This is a genomic window from Flavisolibacter ginsengisoli DSM 18119 (assembly GCF_900129295.1).
Taxonomy (GTDB): Bacteria; Bacteroidota; Bacteroidia; order Chitinophagales; family Chitinophagaceae; genus Flavisolibacter; species Flavisolibacter ginsengisoli.
The window spans coordinates 121,148-143,264 of sequence record NZ_FQUU01000001.1; the positions used below are offsets into that span (position 1 = coordinate 121,148).

20 protein-coding genes and 1 tRNA gene are annotated in these 22,117 nt (G+C 39.9%); 11 read left to right on the plus strand and 10 right to left on the minus strand.

Annotated features, from left to right (window positions below):
* Nucleotides 1-4: 4 nt before the first annotated feature.
* Both BUA53_RS00470 and BUA53_RS00475 read left to right on the plus strand, forming a co-directional pair.
* Nucleotides 5-811, plus strand: a complete 807-nt coding sequence (locus tag BUA53_RS00470; RefSeq protein WP_072833279.1) for an ABC transporter ATP-binding protein — start codon at nt 5-7, stop codon at nt 809-811.
* Nucleotides 768-1,586 carry an ABC transporter permease gene (locus tag BUA53_RS00475; protein ID WP_217652899.1) on the plus strand — a complete coding sequence of 273 codons (819 nt, stop codon included), beginning with the start codon at nt 768-770 and terminating at the stop codon, nt 1,584-1,586. The genes BUA53_RS00470 and BUA53_RS00475 overlap by 44 nt, the downstream gene beginning before the upstream one ends.
* A 40-nt stretch (nt 1,587-1,626) precedes the next feature.
* On the opposite strand, the gene BUA53_RS21615 is transcribed toward BUA53_RS00475, so the two are convergent.
* Together BUA53_RS21615 and BUA53_RS21620 are read right to left on the minus strand one after the other, a co-directional pair.
* Nucleotides 1,627-2,271 carry a lysylphosphatidylglycerol synthase transmembrane domain-containing protein gene (locus tag BUA53_RS21615; protein WP_072833281.1) on the minus strand — a complete coding sequence of 215 codons (645 nt, stop codon included), beginning with the start codon at nt 2,269-2,271 and terminating at the stop codon, nt 1,627-1,629.
* Nucleotides 2,238-2,696, minus strand: coding sequence for a lysylphosphatidylglycerol synthase transmembrane domain-containing protein (locus BUA53_RS21620; protein WP_072833282.1), 459 nt, complete (start codon nt 2,694-2,696; stop codon nt 2,238-2,240). The genes BUA53_RS21615 and BUA53_RS21620 overlap by 34 nt, the downstream gene beginning before the upstream one ends.
* Nucleotides 2,697-3,403: 707 nt before the next feature.
* Here BUA53_RS21620 and BUA53_RS00490 point away from each other — a divergent pair.
* From BUA53_RS00490 to BUA53_RS00510, 5 genes are all read left to right on the plus strand, one after another.
* On the plus strand, nt 3,404-4,720 hold the full coding sequence (locus BUA53_RS00490) for a family 1 glycosylhydrolase (RefSeq protein WP_072833283.1): 1,317 nt from the start codon (nt 3,404-3,406) through the stop codon (nt 4,718-4,720).
* The gene (locus tag BUA53_RS00495) at nt 4,717-5,454 is read left to right on the plus strand and encodes an SDR family NAD(P)-dependent oxidoreductase (protein ID WP_072833284.1); all 738 of its coding nucleotides are present in this window, start codon (nt 4,717-4,719) and stop codon (nt 5,452-5,454) included. Before BUA53_RS00490 ends, BUA53_RS00495 begins: the two co-directional genes overlap by 4 nt.
* Before the next feature lie 15 nt (nt 5,455-5,469).
* The gene (locus BUA53_RS00500) at nt 5,470-5,841 is read left to right on the plus strand and encodes a DUF1622 domain-containing protein (RefSeq protein ID WP_072833285.1); all 372 of its coding nucleotides are present in this window, start codon (nt 5,470-5,472) and stop codon (nt 5,839-5,841) included.
* Nucleotides 5,842-6,396: 555 nt separating this feature from the next.
* Nucleotides 6,397-7,332, plus strand: coding sequence for a hypothetical protein (locus BUA53_RS00505; RefSeq protein WP_072833286.1), 936 nt, complete (start codon nt 6,397-6,399; stop codon nt 7,330-7,332).
* Nucleotides 7,333-7,408: 76 nt separating this feature from the next.
* Nucleotides 7,409-8,374: a hypothetical protein gene (locus BUA53_RS00510; protein WP_072833287.1), complete on the plus strand. Its 966-nt coding sequence runs from the start codon at nt 7,409-7,411 to the stop codon at nt 8,372-8,374.
* A 386-nt stretch (nt 8,375-8,760) separates the two neighbouring features.
* On the opposite strand, the gene BUA53_RS00515 is transcribed toward BUA53_RS00510, so the two are convergent.
* The 3 genes from BUA53_RS00515 to BUA53_RS00525 all read right to left on the minus strand — a co-directional run bounded on the left by BUA53_RS00515 (nt 8,761) and on the right by BUA53_RS00525 (nt 11,391).
* Complete coding sequence (locus tag BUA53_RS00515; RefSeq protein ID WP_072833288.1) at nt 8,761-9,000, minus strand: GIY-YIG nuclease family protein; 240 nt, start codon at nt 8,998-9,000, stop codon at nt 8,761-8,763.
* 141 nt (nt 9,001-9,141) lie between these two features.
* A tRNA-Ser gene (locus BUA53_RS00520) sits at nt 9,142-9,226 on the minus strand.
* 53 nt (nt 9,227-9,279) lie between these two features.
* The gene (locus BUA53_RS00525; protein WP_072833289.1) at nt 9,280-11,391 is read right to left on the minus strand and encodes an endonuclease MutS2; all 2,112 of its coding nucleotides are present in this window, start codon (nt 11,389-11,391) and stop codon (nt 9,280-9,282) included.
* Nucleotides 11,392-11,619: 228 nt separating this feature from the next.
* On the opposite strand from BUA53_RS00525, the gene msrA reads away from it, so the two are divergent.
* On the plus strand, nt 11,620-12,198 hold the full coding sequence (gene msrA, locus BUA53_RS00530) for a peptide-methionine (S)-S-oxide reductase MsrA (RefSeq protein WP_245792983.1): 579 nt from the start codon (nt 11,620-11,622) through the stop codon (nt 12,196-12,198).
* A gap of 197 nt (nt 12,199-12,395) precedes the next feature.
* Complete coding sequence (locus BUA53_RS00535) at nt 12,396-13,439, plus strand: WD40/YVTN/BNR-like repeat-containing protein (protein WP_072833291.1); 1,044 nt, start codon at nt 12,396-12,398, stop codon at nt 13,437-13,439.
* Between the two features lie 792 nt (nt 13,440-14,231).
* On the opposite strand, the gene BUA53_RS00540 is transcribed toward BUA53_RS00535, so the two are convergent.
* Both BUA53_RS00540 and BUA53_RS00545 read right to left on the minus strand, forming a co-directional pair.
* On the minus strand, nt 14,232-16,118 hold the full coding sequence (locus tag BUA53_RS00540; protein ID WP_072833590.1) for a chloride channel protein: 1,887 nt from the start codon (nt 16,116-16,118) through the stop codon (nt 14,232-14,234).
* 37 nt (nt 16,119-16,155) lie between these two features.
* A complete protein-coding gene (locus BUA53_RS00545; protein WP_084079733.1) occupies nt 16,156-16,842 on the minus strand; it encodes a Crp/Fnr family transcriptional regulator in 687 nt (228 codons plus the stop codon).
* A gap of 213 nt (nt 16,843-17,055) precedes the next feature.
* On the opposite strand from BUA53_RS00545, the gene BUA53_RS00550 reads away from it, so the two are divergent.
* A complete protein-coding gene (locus BUA53_RS00550) occupies nt 17,056-17,493 on the plus strand; it encodes a hypothetical protein (protein ID WP_072833292.1) in 438 nt (145 codons plus the stop codon).
* A gap of 82 nt (nt 17,494-17,575) precedes the next feature.
* Here the strand turns inward: BUA53_RS00550 and BUA53_RS00555 are convergent, their stop codons facing one another.
* The 3 genes from BUA53_RS00555 to BUA53_RS00565 all read right to left on the minus strand — a co-directional run bounded on the left by BUA53_RS00555 (nt 17,576) and on the right by BUA53_RS00565 (nt 20,507).
* Nucleotides 17,576-18,622: a phosphotransferase enzyme family protein gene (locus BUA53_RS00555; RefSeq protein WP_072833293.1), complete on the minus strand. Its 1,047-nt coding sequence runs from the start codon at nt 18,620-18,622 to the stop codon at nt 17,576-17,578.
* Nucleotides 18,623-18,741: 119 nt separating this feature from the next.
* A complete protein-coding gene (locus BUA53_RS00560; protein ID WP_072833294.1) occupies nt 18,742-19,773 on the minus strand; it encodes a LacI family DNA-binding transcriptional regulator in 1,032 nt (343 codons plus the stop codon).
* 56 nt (nt 19,774-19,829) lie between these two features.
* The gene (locus BUA53_RS00565; RefSeq protein WP_139256298.1) at nt 19,830-20,507 is read right to left on the minus strand and encodes a carbohydrate-binding family 9-like protein; all 678 of its coding nucleotides are present in this window, start codon (nt 20,505-20,507) and stop codon (nt 19,830-19,832) included.
* Nucleotides 20,508-20,747: 240 nt separating this feature from the next.
* Here BUA53_RS00565 and BUA53_RS00570 point away from each other — a divergent pair, with 240 nt between their 5' ends.
* Nucleotides 20,748-22,076 carry a sugar MFS transporter gene (locus BUA53_RS00570; protein WP_072833295.1) on the plus strand — a complete coding sequence of 443 codons (1,329 nt, stop codon included), beginning with the start codon at nt 20,748-20,750 and terminating at the stop codon, nt 22,074-22,076.
* Nucleotides 22,077-22,117 lie beyond the last annotated feature (41 nt).

Below are 22,117 nucleotides of genomic sequence, written 5' to 3' on the forward strand. Positions count from 1 at the left end.
GAAAATGGCTATGGCTCTCCTGCTTACAACACAATACCTTACCAAACGCTTTCATGCGTTCACAGCCCTTGACGCCCTGACAATTTCTATTGAAGAAGGAGAGATCTTCTCCCTGTTGGGACCAAATGGAGCCGGCAAATCAACCTGCATCAAATTGCTGACCACTCTTTTGAAACCATCTTCAGGAGATGCCATTATAGATGGTGTAAGTGTGGTGGACCATCCGTTCCGGATCAGGAGACTGATTGGCTATGTGCCACAAATGATTTCCGTGGATGGAACCCTGACCGGTTATGAGAACCTGTTGCTCTTTGCGAAACTTTATGACCTTCCTTCGCAAGAAGCAAAGCAACGGGTGAATGAATACCTTGGGTTCATGGAACTGCAGGAGGCGGCCCACAAACCCGTGCGTACCTATTCAGGAGGCATGATCCGAAGACTGGAGATTGCGCAATCCATGATGCACCGGCCGAAGATGTTATTCCTGGATGAACCCACCACAGGCCTTGATCCTATTGGGGTTCAAACAGTTTGGCAGCACATTCTCGAATTGAAAAAACAGTTCAATACCACCATTCTTTTAACAACGCACATCATGGATGAAGCAGATAAGCTCTCCGATCATGTAGCCTTTCTTTCCAGGGGCAAATTAGCAGCTGTTGGAACACCGGAAGAATTAAAGAAATCAGTACAGAGCATTGACAGTAGTATGGAGGACGTATTTATTCATTATACAAAGGAATCGCCCGACAGCGAACGAGGATTTCATGAAGTGGCAACTGAAAGGAAAACGACCAGACGACTGGGATAAACAAAAGCATATGATACGCTTTATCAGGAAAACGACGGTTATTGCTGAATTGGAACTGCGTAAGATTCTTCATGATCCAACCGAGATCCTGCTCAGAGGCGTGCAACCGGCGCTCTGGCTGCTGATCTTCGGACAGGTGTTCCAGCGCATGCACCCTATTAATGACAGCATTCCCTACATTGATTTTATGACTCCGGGTATATTGGCTCAAAGTGTATTGTTTATTTCTATCTTCTTTGGCATTGCCATAATCTGGGAAAGAGATCTTGGGTTGACACAAAAGTTTTTGGTAACCCCTACACCCCGTACCGCTCTTGTGCTGGGAAAAGCCTTATCTGCCGGACTGCGTTCCCTGCCAGTCATGTTGATTATTTATATCCTGGCAGCTTTGCTCAAAGTGCATCTGAACCTGCACCCGCTTGCCATTCTAACTGTTGCCCTCACTGTTATTTTAGGAGCTGTTCTATTTTCCACTTTCTCGCTAATCATTGCTTGCCTTGTAAAAACAAGGGAACGATTTATGGGTATTGGCCAGGTATTAACCATGCCTCTTTTTTTTGCCAGCAACGCCATCTACCCTATTAACATCATGCCCCGATGGCTGCAGGTTCTTTCGCATGGCAATCCCCTCACCTTTATGATCAATATTCTGCGTCATAATATGCTTCATAGTTCCATAGCGGTAAATGATTTACCAGATACGGGTTTACTCTTTCTCATATCTTCCTTCCTGGTTGTAATTGGAGGTTCCTTATATAAACGGGTGGTTACCTGAAAAAATTCATGCACGAAAATATAACGAAAGCAGCGCAATGTTAAACATTCTCCAACCTGTGAAACGTTCGCTTCCATCTCCTATAAAAGAACAAGCCCAGGGGCATGGGAAGCCAGAATGATAAGAACCTATACAACAAGGTAACAACAACTGCACTACCCAATGGTAGGTGCAGCATGGTAAAAAAGAAAACCATACTGCTTTCATACAGAACTAATGAACCGGGAAGAAACGGCAGCAGGGAAACGATCTGAGTGCATACCAGGCCAAGCAGGACCAAATAAAAAGGAACTGAAACACCCAATCCTTTAAACAAAGCAAAGAGCGTCAATGCATCCGGTGCGGCTTTTGATATCTGCAAAAAATACACGTTCAGCATTAAGCCTTTCTCCGACCTGATCAAACTTGCCAGTTGCATGCCCTGGCCTGCAACCGTGGGACGTGGTATATTTTTATAACGTCTTTCTACAAGCTTAGCCAGCCACCTGCTTTTTTTCAACCGTGAATACAGGCGGCTAAAATAATTTTTCCTTCCAGCAAGGGCTATTAAGACACTAAAAAAAAGGTAGGCAGCAAGTCCCAGAACTAAAGTGGTAATAATTACATGTGGTGAATGCGTAATAAAGAAGGCCGTTAGCAGCAATAAAATAATCAGGGTTTCAATGGCAGCATAATATGAAAGCAACTCTGCAAGATCAGTGAAAAAGCATCACTTGCAGGAACGTTAAAAGATGAAACGTAACGAAAGAAGAATGCATTTCCGCTGATACCTGCACTGGGTACTGTTTGATTGAAAAAAAGAGAAACTATGGATGCCTTAACCAGTGACCCTATACCTGGTAAGTTGACCAAATGAAAAGCCTGTAATAATAACCGGTAAATAAAGGCTGTAAAAAAATATGTAGCCAATTGAGCTACAATGGCTGCCACCAGCCAGGCAGGCTGAACATGCCGTAACAGTAGGAAGTCTTTTTCAATTCCTGAGAAATGTTTTATAACCAAAACAAAAACAACAATAAAGAAGACAAAATATACAAGCCAGTAATGGCTTTTGACATCATTGACCGGAGCTGAGATTTGTTCACTACTATTGTTTGCAGTACTGTTCATTTGAACTGCTGGTATTCAGTAAAACAGCATTGTTTTGTACCCATTTCAAAAGAAAATCATTCAAAGCTATTCGAAATTCAACTCCAAATAACTGACAGTACTCATAGTTGAATAGCTAGCTACAATATGTTAATGAGGTTTTCATAGTGGCGAGTGCTTAAAGTGAACTCTTCCTTTAGTCAAAGCTAATGTGAAAGTAAAGTAAGAACACAGGCCATAAAGCCGGGAAGCTTAACAGGAAATACAGGATGAAAGAACGGAAATTACAACAAGCTGACTGTTCGGAAGGAATTGGTGTCAATCTTTTAATGGGGTAGGATTTTCCCAATTTCAAATCATAATGACAGTCTGAAGTTTACACTGCAAACTTCAGTTGTGTTTGGTCTGGTGTGATTACTTGAATCAAGGACTGGACAAAAATTGTACGTAAGTATTGAAAACTGGCAAGCGCTCTTAATGTAAACCAGGTGCAATCCATACTACATTCAGATTTCTTTCCAGTAAAACATGTAACACACTCCTATTTATGAAAAGTACATTGTTTTATTTTTCAATCTCCATTCGTTTATTTTGATTGGGTTAATAGCTATGCTTTACACATTACAGTTGTCTCTATAAGTTTTTGCAATGTCTGGTCATTCTGATTTGCAAATACTAAATAATAATTTGTTGTTTTCATATGGCATATGCTTTGTCACAGTTGTAGCATGTACCGAAAATTTATGTTTGCCACAGGAATTGAGAACAGTGTTCCGGTAGTAGGGCAAGCTAAAAGAAGAGTAGATGAACTTGAAAAATGTGGCCATTATAAATATTGGCAGAAGGATTTTGATCTCGTAAAGGAATTAGGAATCCAGTTCTTGAGGTATGGTCCGCCAATCTATAAAACATTTCTTGGCCCTGGAAAATATGATTGGACATTTGCAGACTTAACCTTTGAATATTTAAAAAAGCAGGAAATACTTCCTATAACAGATCTCTGTCATTTTGGTGTACCGGACTGGATAGGCGATTTTCAAAATCCGGATTTTCCTGAACTGTTTGCTCAGTACGCCGGCGATTTTGCCAAACGTTTTCATTGGATACAGTTATATACACCTGTAAATGAAATGTACATTACCGCCCTTTTTTCTTCTTATTATGGATGGTGGAATGAACAGCTTACAACGGATTATTCATTTGTAACTGCATTGAAGCATATTGTAAAGGCAAATGTACTGGCAATGAAGGCCATCATAAATGTAAGGCCAGACGCTATTTTTATACAAAGCGAATCTTCTGAATACTACCATGCAGAAAACCCAAAAGCAATTAAACCAGCAGAATTAATGAATGCAAGAAGGTTTTTATCGCTTGATCTGAATTATGGTAAACGTATCGATTCCGAAATGTATGAATACCTTATGGATAACGGGATGACCAGGAAAGAATACCATTTCTTTCTGAATAATCACCTGAAACGCCATTGCATAATGGGCAATGATTATTATATCACAAATGAGCACCGGGTATCCGCTAACGGTTCCACCAGGGCGGCAGGTGAAATATTTGGTTACCATGTAATCACTTCGCAGTACTATGAACGTTATAAGCTCCCGGTAATGCATACAGAAACCAATCTTAAACAAGGACCAAATGGAGATGAAGCTATAAACTGGCTTTGGAAGGAATGGGCCAATGTCTTAAGAGTTAGAAATGATGGTGTTCCGATTGTCGGTTTTACGTGGTATTCTCTTACAGACCAGGTTGATTGGGATTCTGCTCTCAGGGAAGATAATAATAATGTTAACCCACTTGGGTTATTTGATCTCGACAGGAATATCCGGCCTGTTGGAAAAGCCTATAAACAACTCATAAAAGACTGGAGGGAAGTATTACCAACGCATAGCGATTGTCTCAAAGTGCCAATCCAGGTACCATCCAATAATAAAGAAACCAAAGAGGATAATGCAAAGAAAGATGAGGATAATGAAAATAAAACAGATACAAAAACATTGCTTCAGGCAAGTAAAAATACAATATGAGATTCAGTAATAAAACAGTGATAGTAACAGGTGGTGCAGGTGGCATTGGCCTGGCCATTGCTACAAGGTTTGCTTCAGAAGGCGCCAATATAGTATTGGCAGATATAAATATGGAACAATTGACCAAAGGAGCTGAAACTCTTAAATCTAATGGAGCCAGGAAAGTTTGGTTAAGTCAATGTGATGTAAGTAAGGAACCGCAGGTTGAAACCACAGTCAATGGGGCTATTGAACAATTTGGTACATTAGATATAATAGTTAACAATGCAGGATTAATGATCTTCAAAAAACTACAGGAAACAACAGGGGAAGATTGGAATCGCATCCTTAATGTAGATCTTTTAGGCGCTTTCTATTTTACCAAGCATGGATTTCTTACAATGAAAAAAGGGGGTTCCATCATAAATATTTCGAGCATACACGCACTTGAAACTACCCCTAATGTTACTACTTATGCAGCAGCGAAGGCCGCGTTGCTTTCTCTTACAAGGTCATCTTCAATAGAAGGCAAGCCAAAAGGTATCCGGGTGAATGCCATTTTACCTGGCGCTATAGATACACCAATGCTTTGGGAAAATCCAAACATAAAAGCTGGCCTCGAAGAAATAAATAAAGACAGCGTAGGCAAACCTGAAGACATTGCAGGAGTTGTTGCATTTCTTGCTTCAGAAGATGCCGCTTTTGTGCAGGGAGCCATGATTGAAGTGGACGGAGGAAGGTTAGACAGGTTATAATTGAAATAATAAAAGATGAAGGAAATAGCAGAAATTGTAACCAAACATTTAAGCAGCACTGTTGAGGTATTGGCAGCGTTTGTAATAGGTGTAGCCCTTTTAAAGTTTTTGTATAAATACCTAAGACATCTTTTCACTCCAAATGATGGTATTACTAACCAGACCATCAGAATACATTTTGGCAGCGCATTAACTGTAGCCTTAGAACTTTTGCTGGCCGCGGATATATTGGCTACAGCCATTGCACCTACCTGGGATGATATTGGAAAACTGGCTTCTATTGCCGTATTAAGAACTGCTTTAAACTATTTCCTTGAACGAGAGTTAAAGAATAATGAACCGAATGAAACAAGGATTGATAGCGGTAAGGAACTAGAGCAATCTTAAAATAAAGCATTCCTGACTTATAGATTGAACCCAAAGTCGTCAATTACCCTTAATTAAAACCGGATAAATATTAACTACACTATTCATCGATCGGTTTGCTAAAATCTTAATACGGCTTAATAATCAACTATAGTTTAGATATCCGTGATCAAAAAACAGCAATAGCATGGATTTTCGTCTTACTCATCTCTCGCTTATTAATTTCTGTGGTAGCTAAACATACGTTCGTCTCATTAATTAAAAAAAAGTAAATGGGGTAAATACCTTTACAAGCGGATAGCACTCTACTTTGTATGAATGATGACGATTGATATAACTAATGCAAAGATTTTCAACAAGAGAAAAAATGTCGTTTTTATACCACTTAGCCTTCTTGAGAATACAGAAATTTATATGAGTATCCAAATCAGATTTCATTAAGCTATTTAAAGTGTTGGAATAGCATTCACTTAAAGGCTATTTGGATGCTCATATAGGCTGATAAAGCTTATTTCCTTAATCTAAATTTCGATGATTATTATAAATAAAATTCTGATTCCTTAAATATCACTTGTTATGAAAATATTTATTCTTTCCCTTGTTTTATATTCAACCGTTACTGCCAAATTGAATGCGCAAACCAATTCACCAGGCATCCGCATATACAGTGAATCGAAGCAGATCTTTGAAGAAGATGAAATGCTTAAAAAAGTTGTAGATGATGTGTATTTTGAAAAAATAGATCAATTAAAGAGTAAGATTATAGAACGTATTAAAACAGACATTAAATCGCTGACGAATCAGACATCTAGAGCTGAAAAGATAACCTTATCGATTCAAACGAATATGTCTGTTTATGAAAAAGATGGCAAACCATACTTAAGCTATACAATTCCTGGTAATAAAATTGATTTTAGTGTTACTACGCCGGATCATCCATTAATTCCTGGCTTGGGAATGAGCAGGAGCTTGGATCCTGAGATCAGCCTCACTTTCGACGTTAGTGCTCAATTGCCATTGATTCAAAATGGCACCGTTGAGTCATTGAAATTTACCAACCCTGTGTGGAATATTACTTTTACCCATTGGAAAGGTGAACGTTTAAATCCCATCTCTATTACAAAATCTGATATCGAGTATTGGGTCAAAGGATTACTCGAAACATCTTTCTTCCCTATTTATGTTTCGCTAAATGATGCTTCTCGCAGGCTTACAGACTACATCAGCTCTGCTGTAATAAACAATGGAAACCTTGCAAAGGAACTGGCTCTTGATGAAACACGCCAACTTCAGGCAAAAGCTGACCAGGTTAGCCAGAAGATTATTTTTATCCATAACTACAGCAAGGAAGGCATGGTAAAGCGTGTATCAACCAATAAGGCAGGAACTGCAGGGAACGAATCAAAAATAAATAGCGGTATTAAACCGGTATATACCACTTCAGCTACTGAGGCATTAAAATCGTCAAAAATTAATGTCGGAAACAAAAAACAGATCAAACCTGTTCACTGATTTTAACTATAATATCTAACCAGCTATTACTTCACTGAGACATATGTATCATTAAAATTAATCTGCAAAAAATAGTATGAAAGTTTTGTCTTTATATACCATAGTTTTTTTCATTGGAATGTCTGCCTCAGCCCAATCTGGAAGTATTCAACTTAAAGTAATATCAGGTAATAAATTACTTTATATAGGTGAACAAGGAAAGCTTGAGGAAATCTTTCACGACCATTTTTATATCAGGAAACGCGAGTTGGAAGACCGTATAACAGAGTCAATAGTTGAAAGTATGAAAGGCCGCACCAGTCAGGGCTTAAGAGATTTAAATATCAGGTTTATGAATCCTATTTTTTCAGTTTTTCAAGTAGATTCTGATGTCTTAGTAAGTATTACCATTCCTGGCAATAAAGTCTCTTATTATATAACAACCCCTGATTATATAGGCATTGGCAAAGACAGAAGCGAAGACCCTTTCATCTCTTTTAATTATACCATAAAAGGAATATTTAAAATTTCTCAACAAGGCGAGGCGGAAAGTATAGAGTTCCAATCTCCATATTGGTCATATAAGGTGGAAGAAAATAATTCAAAGAAATTGCAGAGTTTAAAATGGGGTAAATACCTCAATGATGATATTAGAGGCCTGGTTTCGACAATAAAAGAACAATATAAACTATTAGATGAAGTGAAAGATAAATTCAACAATTATCTTGATAAAAAAATTATAGAAAATATAAGTCTCCAAAAAGAACTGCTGGTCGATGAAAATAATAAATTGTATGTAAGTACAGAAGGTGATAAAACATTAGTTTTTAAGCATGATTACAGTTCCGCTGGCATTCTAAAGAGAAGTGCGGGTACAGATGCTTCAGTCATCAATGAAAAAGTCAATACACACACAACTATTTCAACTTCGACAAATCCAAGTGATATTAATAAAAAAACTCCCAACACTAATGCACGTCCCAAGCTGCCTAATTCACCTAAACCCATAGATTTCAAAAAGGGATCGTCAGGAACAAAAAAGAATACTTCTCTCAAGCTATAAGTAAAGTATTCTTGTTCTCAATAAATCTTCACTTAATGTTACTTTAAATAAAGGAAAGTTGATCAAAAACTCCTCAAATTTCTTTTGTAATACTCCCTGGAGTAGATAAATATATACCCGGGCTTTTTTTATTGGGTTTCCCTATCAAGTGAAATTTTAAGAACTGAAAGACGTCACTATCAGTTTTGCTTTTGGGTTTTGCAAAAATTTGAAACTTTGGAATGGACTCTTTATTCATAATATCAAAATCAAATTTCCTACATACCAGCTAAAGCTTCGGGGGGCGGACGGAGAGAGAGGGATTAGTTACACTGATCCCATAAAGTGGAGGCTACAAGCCAATGAATGTTCCGGCAAATAATTTAAGCCATAAATATTGAAAGGTCCTAAACTATAAGTCTTTTCTTCATAAATGCCCTGCCTGAACCGAACTTTAAATATTTTTCAAATGCAAAAGCTTTGTATTTGTTCTTAAAAGCACAGTAGAATATTATTTCAACGGGCAATCTTGAACTCGTTGCTGGAACATAACCATTTGAATGCCTTTGTAATATTTCTTTTAAATTTTCTGTACAACCTGTGTAGGATAAACCATCATTACATTGTAAAATATAAACATAATGCATGGATTAAATGTAGAACGCCTGGAAGGAAATTGCAAGAGTTCTAAATCTGTAGCTCACCTCGTCCGCCGAAGCCCGCGGGGAATTAAGACTGAAAGCTATAAAAGCAAAGCCCGCCTTCGCTAAAGCTTCGGCGGGCGGAGGCGGAGAGAGAGGGATTCGAACCCCCGGACCTGTTACAGTCAACGGTTTTCAAGACCGCCGCATTCGACCGCTCTGCCATCTCTCCGGCGCAAATATAGATGGCAGGCGGAAACCAACAAAATCATTTTCAATAGTTTGCTATTTTTTTTCTTCGCCGTCTTTCTCTTTGATCAATACCAAACTTCCCAAATCTATCTGCATCGGCAACATACCGATCTTCACAACAGCCTTCTTGCCTCGCAGCTCCAGCACCTCACCCACCTGCAAATTCTTTTTCATCTTCACCTTATCCCCCACCTTGATATCACCATTCACCTCTTCATATTTTGAATCCAATTGCTTCTGTTTTTTACTCACCACCTTCTGCTCATTCTTTTTAAATAGCAGCGAGGCCATCTCCCGCACCACCTTATTTTTATCTTCTGTCTTTTTCCACTCTATCACTATCTGCCTCAGTTTGCGTTCCATATCCTTTAAATATGCTATGCGATCCTCTGTCACTTTATTCTGTTGCTGCAAAACCTCCACCTGCTGGCGGTGCCGCTCCTGGTCCATCACCAACTGCATTTCTTTTTTCAAGCGCTCATTTTCCTTCAACAGCCGATGCAGATCTCTTTCTTTTTGTTGCACCACCTGCAGATCCTGTTCGGTCCTGTTCAATAATTTATCCAGCCGAAAGTGATCCTCATCTACCAATGCTCTTGCTTTCTGTATTAGTTTCCTATCAAGGCCAATCCTTTCTGCAATGGAAAATGTATAGGAACTCCCAGGTTTGCCAATCGCAAGTTTATACAGGGGCAAGAGATTCTTTTCATCAAAGGCCATAGCCCCATTGACAATGCCGGGTGTCTTGTTGGCCATTACCTTCAGGTTCAGGTAGTGTGTGGTCACAATTCCAATAGCATGCTTGCGTGCCAGCTCCTCCATGATCACTTCTGCAAAAGCACCTCCAAGGTTAGGATCACTACCGCTACCCAATTCGTCAATAAAGAATAAGGTTCTTCCATTGGCGTTCTCCATAAAGTACTTCATGCTCAGTAAATGGCTGCTATAAGTGCTTAACTCAAACTCTATGCTTTGCGTGTCACCAATATGTATCATTAGTTGCTTAAAGATGCCAAACTGGGAGGAGGGATTCACTGGAACCAGCAAACCACTCTGCACCATCATCTGCAACAAACCCACGGTTTTCATGGTAACCGTTTTGCCCCCGGCATTTGGACCGGAGATAACCAATACCCTGTTCTTTTCATCAAGCGTAAGGTCAACGGGGATTGTAGGCTTACCAGCTCTCAGGTTATATAAATACAATAAGGGATGACAGGCTTTCACAAGGTGCACCAGCGCCTTATCACTTACCAACGGGTATTCCCCCTTTATATCAATGGCAAATGCCGCCTTGGCCCTGATAAAATCATATTCTCCAACAACAGTATGATAGACAGAAAGCAATGCAGAATAGGCAGAAAGTTGTTTGGTGAGTTGCTTCAGTATGCGATACACTTCCTTGCGCTCCGCATTTTCCAGTTCGTGCAACTGGTTATTAAGGTCAATTGTTTCTTCAGGCTCAATAAAAGCTGTACGCCTGCTATCGCTCTCACCATGAAGGATGCCTTTCACCATTCTTTTTTGTTCGGCAAATACAGCTACCACCCTCCGGCCACTCATAAAGCTTTCCTCAATATCTGCGAGGTAGCCCTGCTTGTTTAATTTGCTTATGATGCGTTCAAATGCCTTGCGTAACTCATTTCTCTTGCGGTAGAGACCCATCCGTATTGATGACAGTTCATCACTGGCATTGTCCTTCACAGTACCTGTTTCATCTACCACATCATCAATCATTTTCAGTATGGCCTTTTCATAATAGGTGCCGGCAATTACTTCAAGAAGTCCAGGATATGCCTCCCGTCTTTCCGGATCGAACCACCGAAAAATGCTTTCCATGGTCAATGCCAGCTTGCGCAGGGCCACCAATTGCTCACCGGCAAGCACAGCTCCTTCTATTTGTAATAACCTGATCTCTTTGGATAGATTTAAAATATAATCGTTTGGAAAATAAATTCCATTTTGTAACAACTGGCGAAACTCATGGGATTGCCTCAGTTCCCGGTCAATGAATTCTTTCCGGGTATGTATGCGCAGGTCATCTGCCCTGGATTTGGAATATTCAAAACGGCATTTCTCATGCAGCAATGATTTAATCTTGTCAAACTCCAACTGTACCGATGCCGATTCTGGATATAGTTTCATGCAAATACGCTAATAAACAGGTTTTGTCAAAGGTAAAGGCTCTATTTGTTCTAAAATTGGGTTAAAGCACCTCCAACCTTGTGTTAAAACTTTTTTGTTGGGATTTCATTATATACTTTCAGATGGAAATTTGTTCTCCCAAGTAATTGTATGATATCTAAAACCATTTTTTCTGTTCTTAGTTTCTGCACGTTATTTGCGTGTAACTCCGAAAAAAGCTATACAGCTATGAGCTCTTCCCTGATCAATTCCGTCGAAAGAACAAATACAGATACTGCTACGTTTGGCACCGGTTGCTTCTGGTGTACTGAAGCTGTATTTGAACAACTCAATGGAGTATTAAGCGTTACTTCTGGTTATTCAGGCGGATCAGTAGTAAAACCTACCTACAAAGAAGTATGTACCGGGGAAACAGGTCATGCAGAGTGTGTACAGGTGGTGTATGAGCCAGCCAAGATATCATACGAGGAATTACTTGAGGTATTCTTCCAGGTCCATGACCCAACTAGCCTGAACCGCCAGGGTGCAGATGTTGGCACGCAATACAGGAGTGCCATTTTCTACCACAACGATGAGCAAAAAGAAAAAGCTCTTTTTTATAAAAAAGAACTGGACAAAAGCGGTGCCTACAATAAACCAATTGTAACAGAGGTAACTGCATTCACCAAATTTTATCCTGCAGAGAACTATCACCAGGAATACTACGAACTGAATAAGAATACGAATCCTTATTGCTCTGTAGTTATCCGGCCGAAACTGGAAAAGTTTGAAAAGGTCTTTTCCAAAAAATTAAAAAGCAATAACTAAGCATATTTATTAAGCCCTGGTTACAGGGCTTTTTCTTGCCCCAAACCTAAGGACGCCGGGAAAGGATATCTAACAGATAGACTTAATTATTTATAGTGCACCTCCCCGAAAGACCCTGCAGGCTTCTGTGTATTCCATTGAATTTTTAAAATGTCTTTCTGTGAAGTATATTGTTGAGCCAACATTAACTGGTATCAATGAAAAAACTATTAGTATTTATTCTGCTCCTTCCTGCATGCTTTGTATCCTGGTCGCAAAAAGGTCTTCCTTCCTTGACCATACTTACCCAGGGTAATAAAATATCATTGCGTGGATTAAGCGTTGTCAATGACAACGTGGTCTGGGTCAGTGGAAGCAATGGCACAGTAGGAAGATCCACCAATGGAGGAAAAGACTGGCGTTGGCTGAAAGTTAAAGGTTTTGAAAAAACAGACTTCCGTGATATAGAAGCTTTTGATGGTAGCACTGCCATTATAATGGGTGTGGGAGAACCTGCCTACATATTAAGAACGGTTGATGGTGGTGACACCTGGAAGGTAGTGTATGAAAATAAAGCAAAAGGCATGTTCCTTGATGCCATGGAATTCTGGAACAGGGATGCAGGCATTGTGATCGGCGATCCTACTAACGGCAAATTCTTCATTGCCCGCACATTCGATGGTGGTAACACCTGGAAAGAGATTCCTGATCAATATAAACCAGTAGCAGACAGCGGGGAAGCCTGCTTTGCTGCCAGCGGCACCAATATCCGTGCCCTTAGTAATGACGAAGCGGTATTTGTAACCGGGGGATTGACCTCTCATATATTCATCAGGGATCAAAAGATCTCCCTGCCTATGATACATGGAAAAGAAACTACCGGCCCCAATTCCATAGCCGTTTGGGATCGTTATCATAAAAAAGGTGGTGATAAATTAGTGATCGTGGGCGGAGATTTTTCAGCCGATACTTCTTCCCTTAAAAATTGCTTTTACAGCAACGACAGGGGCAAAACATGGAAAGCTTCTAAAACCCCTCCCAAAGGATACCACAGTTGCGTTGAGTTCCTCGCTAAAAAACAATTGGTTACATGCGGACTTACCGGGGTTGATTACACTTTCGATGGGGGTAATACCTGGATACCTATATCATCGGAGAGTTTCCACGTGGTGCGCATCGCCAAATTTGGCACTACTGTTTACCTGGCTGGCACCAATGGCAAGATCGGGAAACTGGTGTATAGTGGCAAGGTCAGGAAGTAATATAGAACTATGATTTTTAGGATTAATAAGGATTATTGAGGAGGGGATAAAATATGGAACAATAGAACAAGGAATGTAAAGGTGGTTAATCCGGAGATGCATGTTATTGCTTTCCTATCTTAAAACGAGTATCAGGAATTTCCAGGATCTTCAAGATTAATATTCTGTATAATAATCAAATATCAAAAGGGATACTCTATAGTAGTTTTATTTTTTTCTGCGCTATCTGGCTTTACAAACAAGAATTAAATTACCACACCTTCTCTCACAACTTTTGCATGTGTGTATGTATACAGAACCATTGTTTTCTGCCCTAAGTTTTAAAATTCGAATAGTCTAAAAAAACAGACCCTAAAACAAGCCCTTTTGGCCTGGCACTTCAAAAATCCTCAAATTTTGGTCTTAAGGGGCATTGCCTGTTAGTACCAGAGGAGTCCTGTGCTAATATTCAAAATTTTTCCTGCCAAAATTCCAGATTCCTTTATTGTAAAAACCAACCCGGGCAGGAGATATCCCGAAGATATCCCGAGGATATCCCGAGGATAAGCCGACGATAAGCCGACTCTTATAGAGTCGGGATATCCTCGGCTCATCTATGGCTTATGTATAAGATAAAGTTGAGATAAGGTAGGAATAGGCCTATTCCTGGTTAGATCAAAAAGTAAATATTTGTAGCAATTATTCCATTGAATTATTGGAACTGGCTTAAGGTTATAGCCCATAATGGAAGGTGATATCCTTAACATATGGGTCAAAGGCAATTTTCCGGGCTACAGACTCCCGGCTCCAGGCTCAACTCCTGCCCTTCACCTTTATCTCCGCCAATCTTTTTTTTCCATGCAACAACACCTTTAGGGTTCTCCTTTTTAAGGAAATAGAAACACCTTCTTCATGTTCATCTATATGATGACGATAGGCAGATAGAATATCTTTATATGATAACACCCCGGTTATTTTATTATCATCATGATCAACCACAGGCAATACATCTACATTCTCTTTTGCCATAACTTCCACGGCAGCCTTCAGTGAATCTTCATTGGTAATAGCTATAGGCTTTCTTTTGATCAGTGAACCGATAGTATTCTGTTCTTTTTGGTGCATACTGAAAAGGCTGGAAGAACTAATGATGCCATTAAACACACCTTCCTTGCTGACTACTATATAATAGTTGCGCTGCTGGTCCTTGTGTGATTGCAACCATTGACGTACTTCCTCAATAGTGGTATCAGCGCACAACACTGTGCCATTTTCCTTGGTCACCTGCTGCACAATCATTTTGTCCAATATATCAGGTTCATAGGAATGTGGCGTTTTCACGCCTCTTCTTGCGATCTTTTCTGTCATGATGGTATTTTCCATAAGCAGGAAGGAAACAAAATAGGCACCTATACAGGCTGCCAAAAGTGGAAGCAAGGCATTGGACTGTCCTGTAGATTCAATAGCAAAGATGATGGACGTAAGCAGGGCACGCGACGCGCCGGCAAACATGGCCGACATGCCTATCAACGCGGCCATAGGTAAGGTAACACCAGCATTGGGAAACATGTATATAATGAACGTACCTAATAATGCGCCTGTAGCCCCACCTATCGTTAACAATGGAGCAAGGGTACCGCCGGAGGTTCCGCTTCCCAGGGCAATGGCCCAGGAAATGAACTTCATAAAGCAAAGGGAAGCTACGATCTGAAAGGTCATGGTTCCCGAAAGAATATCAGTAATATTATCGTACCCTACCCCCAGTGTCCGTGGTGCGAAATATCCGACAATACCTACCAAAAGACCACCAATGGCTGGCCACCACATCCAGTGTATGGGTAGCTTCTCAAAGGCATCCTCGATGAAGTAAACGATCTTGGTAACCCCGGCAGCTATGAGCCCTATAACGATACCTATAACACTGTAAATAGCTAATGCTGTATTACCCGGCATTTCAAGTTGGGGCATAGGGAAGACAGGGCCGGCTTCAAATAATAGGTGATGCCCCGCAGAGCCGGTGATGCATGCCAATGCAACAGGAAGTATGGATCGGGGTGAAAATTCAAACAACAATAATTCTATGGCCAGGAATATGGCTGCAATAGGGCTTCCAAATATGGCAGACATACCTGCTGTGGCACCAGCAGCCAATAAAACTTTTCTTTCGTAATGAGATATCTTTAAAAGCTGACCCAGCGTAGAACCCAGGGCGCCACCTGTAGCAATGATGGGTCCTTCTGCACCAAACGGTCCACCGGTACCAATAGAAACCGCCGAGGAAATAGGCTTAAGATAGGTAATGGATGGTCTTATCTTACTTTTATTGGTAAGAATCTGTTCCATAGCCTCGGGAATACCATGTCCCCTTATGGCCTTTGATCCATATAATGCCATCAAGCCAACAATTACTCCACCAATGGCAGGCACTAAAATCACAAACAGGCCATACGTGTTAGTAGCAGGGCTGGAATGTGCAAATGAGAACTGGTGGTGGAAAGAAAGGTTTGTAATTAGGTTGATGAGGTAAACTAAAAACTTTGCAATAAAACTGATGCAAATACCAATAGCTATGGCTAAGGCAGAAATATAGAGCAGCCTGGATTTATCTGCAGGTATTCTGAAAGAATTATCCTCTTTGAATGATTCATCAAAAGATATGGAAATGGGAATGCCATTGTGTGCTAAAGGTTTTTGTTTCATCTGGTCTGTTATATAAAATGGTTGTTTACAATTGTTATCAGGATTGTTTTTTACTGAATTGCTGAAGCCGATCACTATCGTTGATCTTTATAGATTTACCATTGGTAGTAATGATCTTCTCTTCGGCCAATTCATTGAAGAACTTAAAAACCGTTTCATAGGTGGTACCCGCATAGGAAGCAATATCCTGCCTGGTGATGGTGGCTGCGATATGTTGATCATGATTCACCCCAAATATGTTTCTCAATTCCAACAGGGCCTCTGCTACCCTGCCTTTTACTTCCATATGGGCAAGGTCACGCATACGCATTTCAGCTTTTTGCAATTCAGTGGCATAAAAATGCATGAGCTTATAGGTTAGCTCATGGTTTGTTTTCAATGTTGCCTCCAGGAAATCATTGCTGATAAAACAGGCTTTGGAATCTTCAAGGGCAGTGGCGCCGATAGGATATTCTACTACTCCACCCAAGCCTCTGTGACCTAATATGTCGCCTGCTTTAGCAAACCTTAATATGAGTTGCTTCTGTTCGCCCCATTGCTTGTATACCTTAACTGAACCGGTATATATAAAATAAATGCCTTTCACGGGGTCTCCTTCCCTGAATATGTCTTCCCCTTTTTTAAATTGATAGGTTTTTTTATGAAGTGCAATTGCCTCTTTCCAGGCGGGGATACAAAAACTGCATAAAAAACAACTGTTAACGTTGCACGCTGCCTCCTGCATGCGCAAAAGTACTGGTTTTATACAAAAAGAGCACATCCATAACAATGCTCAGCTCATGTTTTACCACAAGTTTTAGTTATTAACCTTCAATTTAATATTGCGCAGGCAAGCTTTTTGTATATTAAGTATTAAGTTTGCACACCATCCAATTATCACCCCGGGGCGCTATCGGATAACTATCCTTTAACTTTTATAAACTGATAAATCAATTATATGAATTACGATTATTTTCCTCAATCTGTTTTTTCCAGGACTTTACTCACTTCAGTATTTGCTGGTATCCTTGCAACACTGGGGTGCCTGATTTATGATGTCATTTTTCGACAATCAACCCATTTTAACCTGAACCCATTAATCAACGTGTCTACACTGATATTTGCAGTAAACCTTATATTTTTAGTAATTGGGGCGTGTTACTATGCATTTAAAAAGATGTTCAATAAAGGTGACCTTGTGTTTTCCATTGTATTTATACTATTGACCTTATTCTGTGCATGGAGAGGCGAGGCTGCCCATAGAAGCGCAGATAAGGTATTAAATTCTGAATTTCACACGCTTTTGCTGGGTGTTATTTTAATAATGGGATTCACGGCTTCTATTATCATCCCGGTTTTGTTCAATAACAGGAAATTCAGGGATTTCGTAGTCTGATTTTCATGCCGTAACTATAATAATAAGTTTGTAAATACCTGGCTCTGGCCGGGTATTTCCTTTATTACTCAATTACTTGTTTTTACAAAGCCAGGTTTTCTAACAAGGGTTGTTTTTTGATAAGCGCATCAAGTAGTGTTGCCTGGTTAAGTGCCCTGTTGAAGTTATGCCCGGGGTACTTAGCACCATAATAAATATCATTGTTCAGATGATCAGTGAGAAAGCGAAGTGCCTGCATATAGATCATGAACTCACCGGCATAAAAGAAATGTTCTTTTTCCGTCCCCGTCAGATCTGCCTTCATTTCCTGGTAATATCCCTGAACAATAGCTTTATAAAACTCATCACGCACTTCTATTTTGGAAAGATCAGTTTCTTCTTCATTTACAGGTGACAGGTAAGTGCGCATCATATCACCCACATCACTTATAAAATAACCGGGCATTAAAGTATCCAGGTCAATAACGCAAATGCCTTTATCATCCTTATCAAACAATACGTTACTGATCTTTGTATCGTGGTGGGTAACCCGTAATTTAAACTCCGGATTCTGCCTGATGCTTTTATATTCATCTACAATGAATGAACGTAATTGCAATTGTTCTATTAATCTCTGCGAATTCCTTATCCGTTCCGTATTTCCATTTTTCAGCGCAAGCAGGAATTGATTATAACGCAGTTCCAGGTCATGAAATGAAGGAATAGTGAGCTTTAGCTGAGTGATATCCATGCCGGAAAGCAGTGATGTAAACCGGCCAAATTGGAGTGCAGCTTCATATGCCTGTGCGGGCGTATGCACCACATCTATTGAATGTGAACCCGGCACAAAAGAGAACATCCTGTAAAAGCCCTTATCTTTTACATAAATCATCTGGCTTCCTTCGGTGGAGGTTAACGGTGCAATAAAAGGATAGGAAGGATGATTTTGCTTTAGATAGGCAGCAACCAACTGTATGTTGAATGCAATAGCTTCAGGATCCAGGAACACAGCATCATTTATTCTTTGTAAAATAAAGGAATCACCAGGTGTTGTTACCTTCCAGGTATTGTTGATCAATCCTGTACCAAATGGTTCCAATATTGAAGTTTCCTCCTTCAATCCGTATGCAGGCAAAACAAATTCAGGCATGTCCAATATATTATTACAATGAGGTTTAAAATTAAAGTACAAAGATGCTGTGAAGTTGATCTAACGAAAGTTATAGCAAAGAAACGAACAGGAAAGGTGCAATCGAGTGCGCAAGATCATTATACCCGTGCATTGCCATGCATGACCAATGTTGCAGGCATTTCTTCTACATAGGTAGTGTCTATAAGATTATTCTCCGTTTTATCGTGGAGCAATTTGATCATGATCTCCATAGCTCTTTCACCCTGACCATAAGGGTATTGTTCAATGGATACCAATGGTGGAAATGCAGTGTAATTAGTGATGGGCAGGTTGGCATAACTGACGAAGATAATATCTTTATTGACCTGTATACCCTGCTGTTGCGCATATTGTACAGCATCCATATGCACGTAATCATTAAAAGTGATAATAGCCACAGGAGGATGTTTCAAAGCGAGGAGGCTCCTCATAGCTGCATAAGTACCTTCACGGGAAAGGTTTGTCTTTTCCACCATTTGCATATCAACCTTTAATTTTCTTTTGGATAAGCCTTCTATATAGCCATTGAGTCTTTCCTTGCTGGCTGCTAACTTATCAGGGCCATTAATCAGCGCTATGCGTTTATATCCCCTGCTGATCAGCCATCCCACCATATCTATCGTCCCTTTGTATAGATTGCAATACACCTTGTTGACCTTCTCAAATGGTGGCACACGGTCAAAATACACTATGGGAATATTGTATTTTTCAAGTGCCGTCAAATGATCATATTTGTTGGTTTGCTTTGACAGTGAAATGATAAGGCCATCAACTCTTTGTTTTTTCATTGCTTCCACCACGTTCTTTTCCTTTTCAGGATCATCATAGCTTTGGCCAAAAAGTATGGTATAATTGTGCTCTGTAGCTGCTGATTCAATGCCGCTGATGGCTTCTGAAAAGAATTCTTCCCTAATAGAGGGAAGGATCACACCAATAACAAATGTCTTTTTCTGTTTAAAAAATATAGCCTGGGCATTGGGCTCATAATTAAGTTCTTTAGCAAGTTCCTGCACTCTTGTCTTGGTGCGGAGACCTATACGTGGATGATCACTCAAAGCCCTTGAAACAGTAGATACAGATACATTCAATCGCCTGGCAATCTCTTTTATAGTAGGAAGCTTTTTATCCATATCAGGAATCACAATTTACACAAAAGAAAAACAGGCTAGCCTGGCAAATTATTATGCTATTTGAAATCGAGGATGCCAAAGCAATGTAGCAAGTGAAAATTAGGTTCAGCAGAATCAACATTCTTCCAGCATATAAAATGGGGCTCAGGCAAAAGATCGCCGCATTTATAAAAATTTGCAAGGCATTGACGTCCTTTCAGGTTATCAATGGAGGAATGTAAAAATACCTGCATTGGTATGCGCAATGTTAGTTCCCAATACTTGTTTTCATCTCCGGATTTATTCTGTATCAGGCAATAGGTACCAATGGTTTGAATAAGTGGCGCCGGCAACAAACGCCGTTCAGTTTTTGAACTGCCATAACCCACTAAAGCAGTACCTGTGCAATTGAATTCAAAATTATAATAGTACTTGCCGTCGAACGAAATAAAGAACTCTACGCATGAGTCTTGCCACACAGGACCATTTATCTCTGTAGCAGCAGCTCTTACATATCTTTCCTTCACATTGAATTTGATATAGATGGCAGATTGACTGTAGGCAATAGAGAAACTGACAACCGGCTGATAGGGATAAGAGTCTTTCCATGGTGCATATTGAAGGAAAGATGTTTCCATGGAATCCAGTGCCTGTGCAACTGATGCCATTGAATATCCTGCAGCATCTGCTATAAATTGTATAGGTAATGGTTGCTTGGTATCAATGGCAGAAGACAACTGGTGGACTGTATTCATAATAGAAAGTAAAAAAGGGCCGTAGTTAAAACAACAGCCCGCTAAACGAATGCTTATTTCGAAAATTAAAACTCTGTTTGATCAATAACCTTAACTCCATAGGGAAGTTTGTCATCAAACTTAATCAAATTGTTTATTTTATAACTATGCAAACGATTGAGCAAATTTGTGATTGCGCAACCGTTTGTGCTCTGAAACCAACAGGTCATTTACTATATTTAAAAACAGTAACAAGCTACTATGAATCAAATCAAGACCTCGAACCGTTCTGCGATAGTCATAATAGGCATTTTGTTTTTTGTATTTGGTTTTGTGACCTGGCTGAATGGTCCATTGATCACCTATGTAAAACTTGCTTTTGGACTTAATACAGACTCAAAGGCTTTTCTTGTAACTACTGCCTTTTACATGGCCTATTTTTTCCTTGCCTTACCCTCTTCCTGGATACTGGAAAGAACAGGTATGAAAAAAGGGATGGCTATAGGACTACTGGCAATGGCCGTAGGCACATTCCTGTTTGGCCAGTTTGCCACACACCGCAATTATCCTGCATCATTAACAGGCTTATTTATAATTGGTAGCGGACTTTCTTTATTGCAAACAGCATCGAATCCTTATGTGAGCATATTAGGTCCCATTGAAAGTGCAGCGCAGCGCATCAGTATCATGGGAATATGTAATAAAGTGGCCGGTATCATCTCTCCTATCATTTTAAGCCTTGTAGTTTTAAAAGGGATCAACCAACTGGAAGATAAAGTGAAATCTGCCCCTGACCTGGTTACCAAAGAATCTATATTGAATGAATTTGCCTCCAAAGTATATGTGCCTTATGTGATCATGGCAGTGATCCTGGTATTACTGGCCGTTTGGATAATTCGTTCATCATTACCCGAGATAAAGGCATCTGAGCAAAATGTACAACCAGGAGCTGAGAAAGGAGCTAAAGAAAAGACAAGTATTTACCAATTTCCACATTTATGGCTTGGCGCCTTATGCATTTTTGTTTATGTAGGTGTAGAGGTAATGGCAGGCGATGCTATTGGAACTTATGGAAAAGGATTTCACATACCTACAGATGAAACTAAATACTTTACTTCCTTTACACTTGGAGCTATGCTGGTTGGCTATATTATTGGGCTGGCTACCATACCAAAATTCATTTCGCAGCAAAAAGCATTGCGTATTTCAGCAATACTTGGCATCTTGTTTTCCACTGCAGCTTTTCTTACAAAAGGATATGTATCTGTGGCTTTTGTGGCAGCACTTGGATTGGCCAATGCAATGATGTGGCCCGCCATTTTTCCTTTAGCCATCAGCGGACTTGGAAGGTTTACAGAAAAAGGTTCTGCCCTGTTGATCATGGGCATAGCAGGAGGAGCTATCATTCCTAAGGTTTTTGCCAGCCTCAAGGAATCCTATAATTTCATGGCAGTGTTTTTTGCTTTAATGGTACCCTGTTACTTATATATCCTGTATTATGCTATAAAAGGTTATACCGCAGGGAAACAAACGCCAAAGCTGACAGGCGACCTGGTTAATTCCAAAAGGCCTACTATGGATGTTGTATAATAACTATGAATTCCTATACACAAACCAGCCTCGCATGAGGC

Coding starts and splice junctions, on each gene's coding strand:
- BUA53_RS00470 (WP_072833279.1), top strand. CDS start 5: ATGGCTATGGCTCTCCTGCTTACAACACAATACCTTACCAAACGCTTT.
- BUA53_RS00475 (WP_217652899.1), top strand. CDS start 768: ATGAAGTGGCAACTGAAAGGAAAACGACCAGACGACTGGGATAAACAA.
- BUA53_RS21620 (WP_072833282.1), bottom strand. CDS start 2,696: ATGAACAGTACTGCAAACAATAGTAGTGAACAAATCTCAGCTCCGGTC.
- BUA53_RS00490 (WP_072833283.1), top strand. CDS start 3,404: ATGTACCGAAAATTTATGTTTGCCACAGGAATTGAGAACAGTGTTCCG.
- BUA53_RS00495 (WP_072833284.1), top strand. CDS start 4,717: ATGAGATTCAGTAATAAAACAGTGATAGTAACAGGTGGTGCAGGTGGC.
- BUA53_RS00500 (WP_072833285.1), top strand. CDS start 5,470: ATGAAGGAAATAGCAGAAATTGTAACCAAACATTTAAGCAGCACTGTT.
- BUA53_RS00505 (WP_072833286.1), top strand. CDS start 6,397: ATGAAAATATTTATTCTTTCCCTTGTTTTATATTCAACCGTTACTGCC.
- BUA53_RS00510 (WP_072833287.1), top strand. CDS start 7,409: ATGAAAGTTTTGTCTTTATATACCATAGTTTTTTTCATTGGAATGTCT.
- BUA53_RS00515 (WP_072833288.1), bottom strand. CDS start 9,000: ATGCATTATGTTTATATTTTACAATGTAATGATGGTTTATCCTACACA.
- BUA53_RS00525 (WP_072833289.1), bottom strand. CDS start 11,391: ATGAAACTATATCCAGAATCGGCATCGGTACAGTTGGAGTTTGACAAG.
- msrA (WP_245792983.1), top strand. CDS start 11,620: ATGAGCTCTTCCCTGATCAATTCCGTCGAAAGAACAAATACAGATACT.
- BUA53_RS00535 (WP_072833291.1), top strand. CDS start 12,396: ATGAAAAAACTATTAGTATTTATTCTGCTCCTTCCTGCATGCTTTGTA.
- BUA53_RS00540 (WP_072833590.1), bottom strand. CDS start 16,118: ATGAAACAAAAACCTTTAGCACACAATGGCATTCCCATTTCCATATCT.
- BUA53_RS00545 (WP_084079733.1), bottom strand. CDS start 16,842: ATGCAGGAGGCAGCGTGCAACGTTAACAGTTGTTTTTTATGCAGTTTT.
- BUA53_RS00550 (WP_072833292.1), top strand. CDS start 17,056: ATGAATTACGATTATTTTCCTCAATCTGTTTTTTCCAGGACTTTACTC.
- BUA53_RS00555 (WP_072833293.1), bottom strand. CDS start 18,622: ATGCCTGAATTTGTTTTGCCTGCATACGGATTGAAGGAGGAAACTTCA.
- BUA53_RS00560 (WP_072833294.1), bottom strand. CDS start 19,773: ATGGATAAAAAGCTTCCTACTATAAAAGAGATTGCCAGGCGATTGAAT.
- BUA53_RS00565 (WP_139256298.1), bottom strand. CDS start 20,507: ATGAATACAGTCCACCAGTTGTCTTCTGCCATTGATACCAAGCAACCA.
- BUA53_RS00570 (WP_072833295.1), top strand. CDS start 20,748: ATGAATCAAATCAAGACCTCGAACCGTTCTGCGATAGTCATAATAGGC.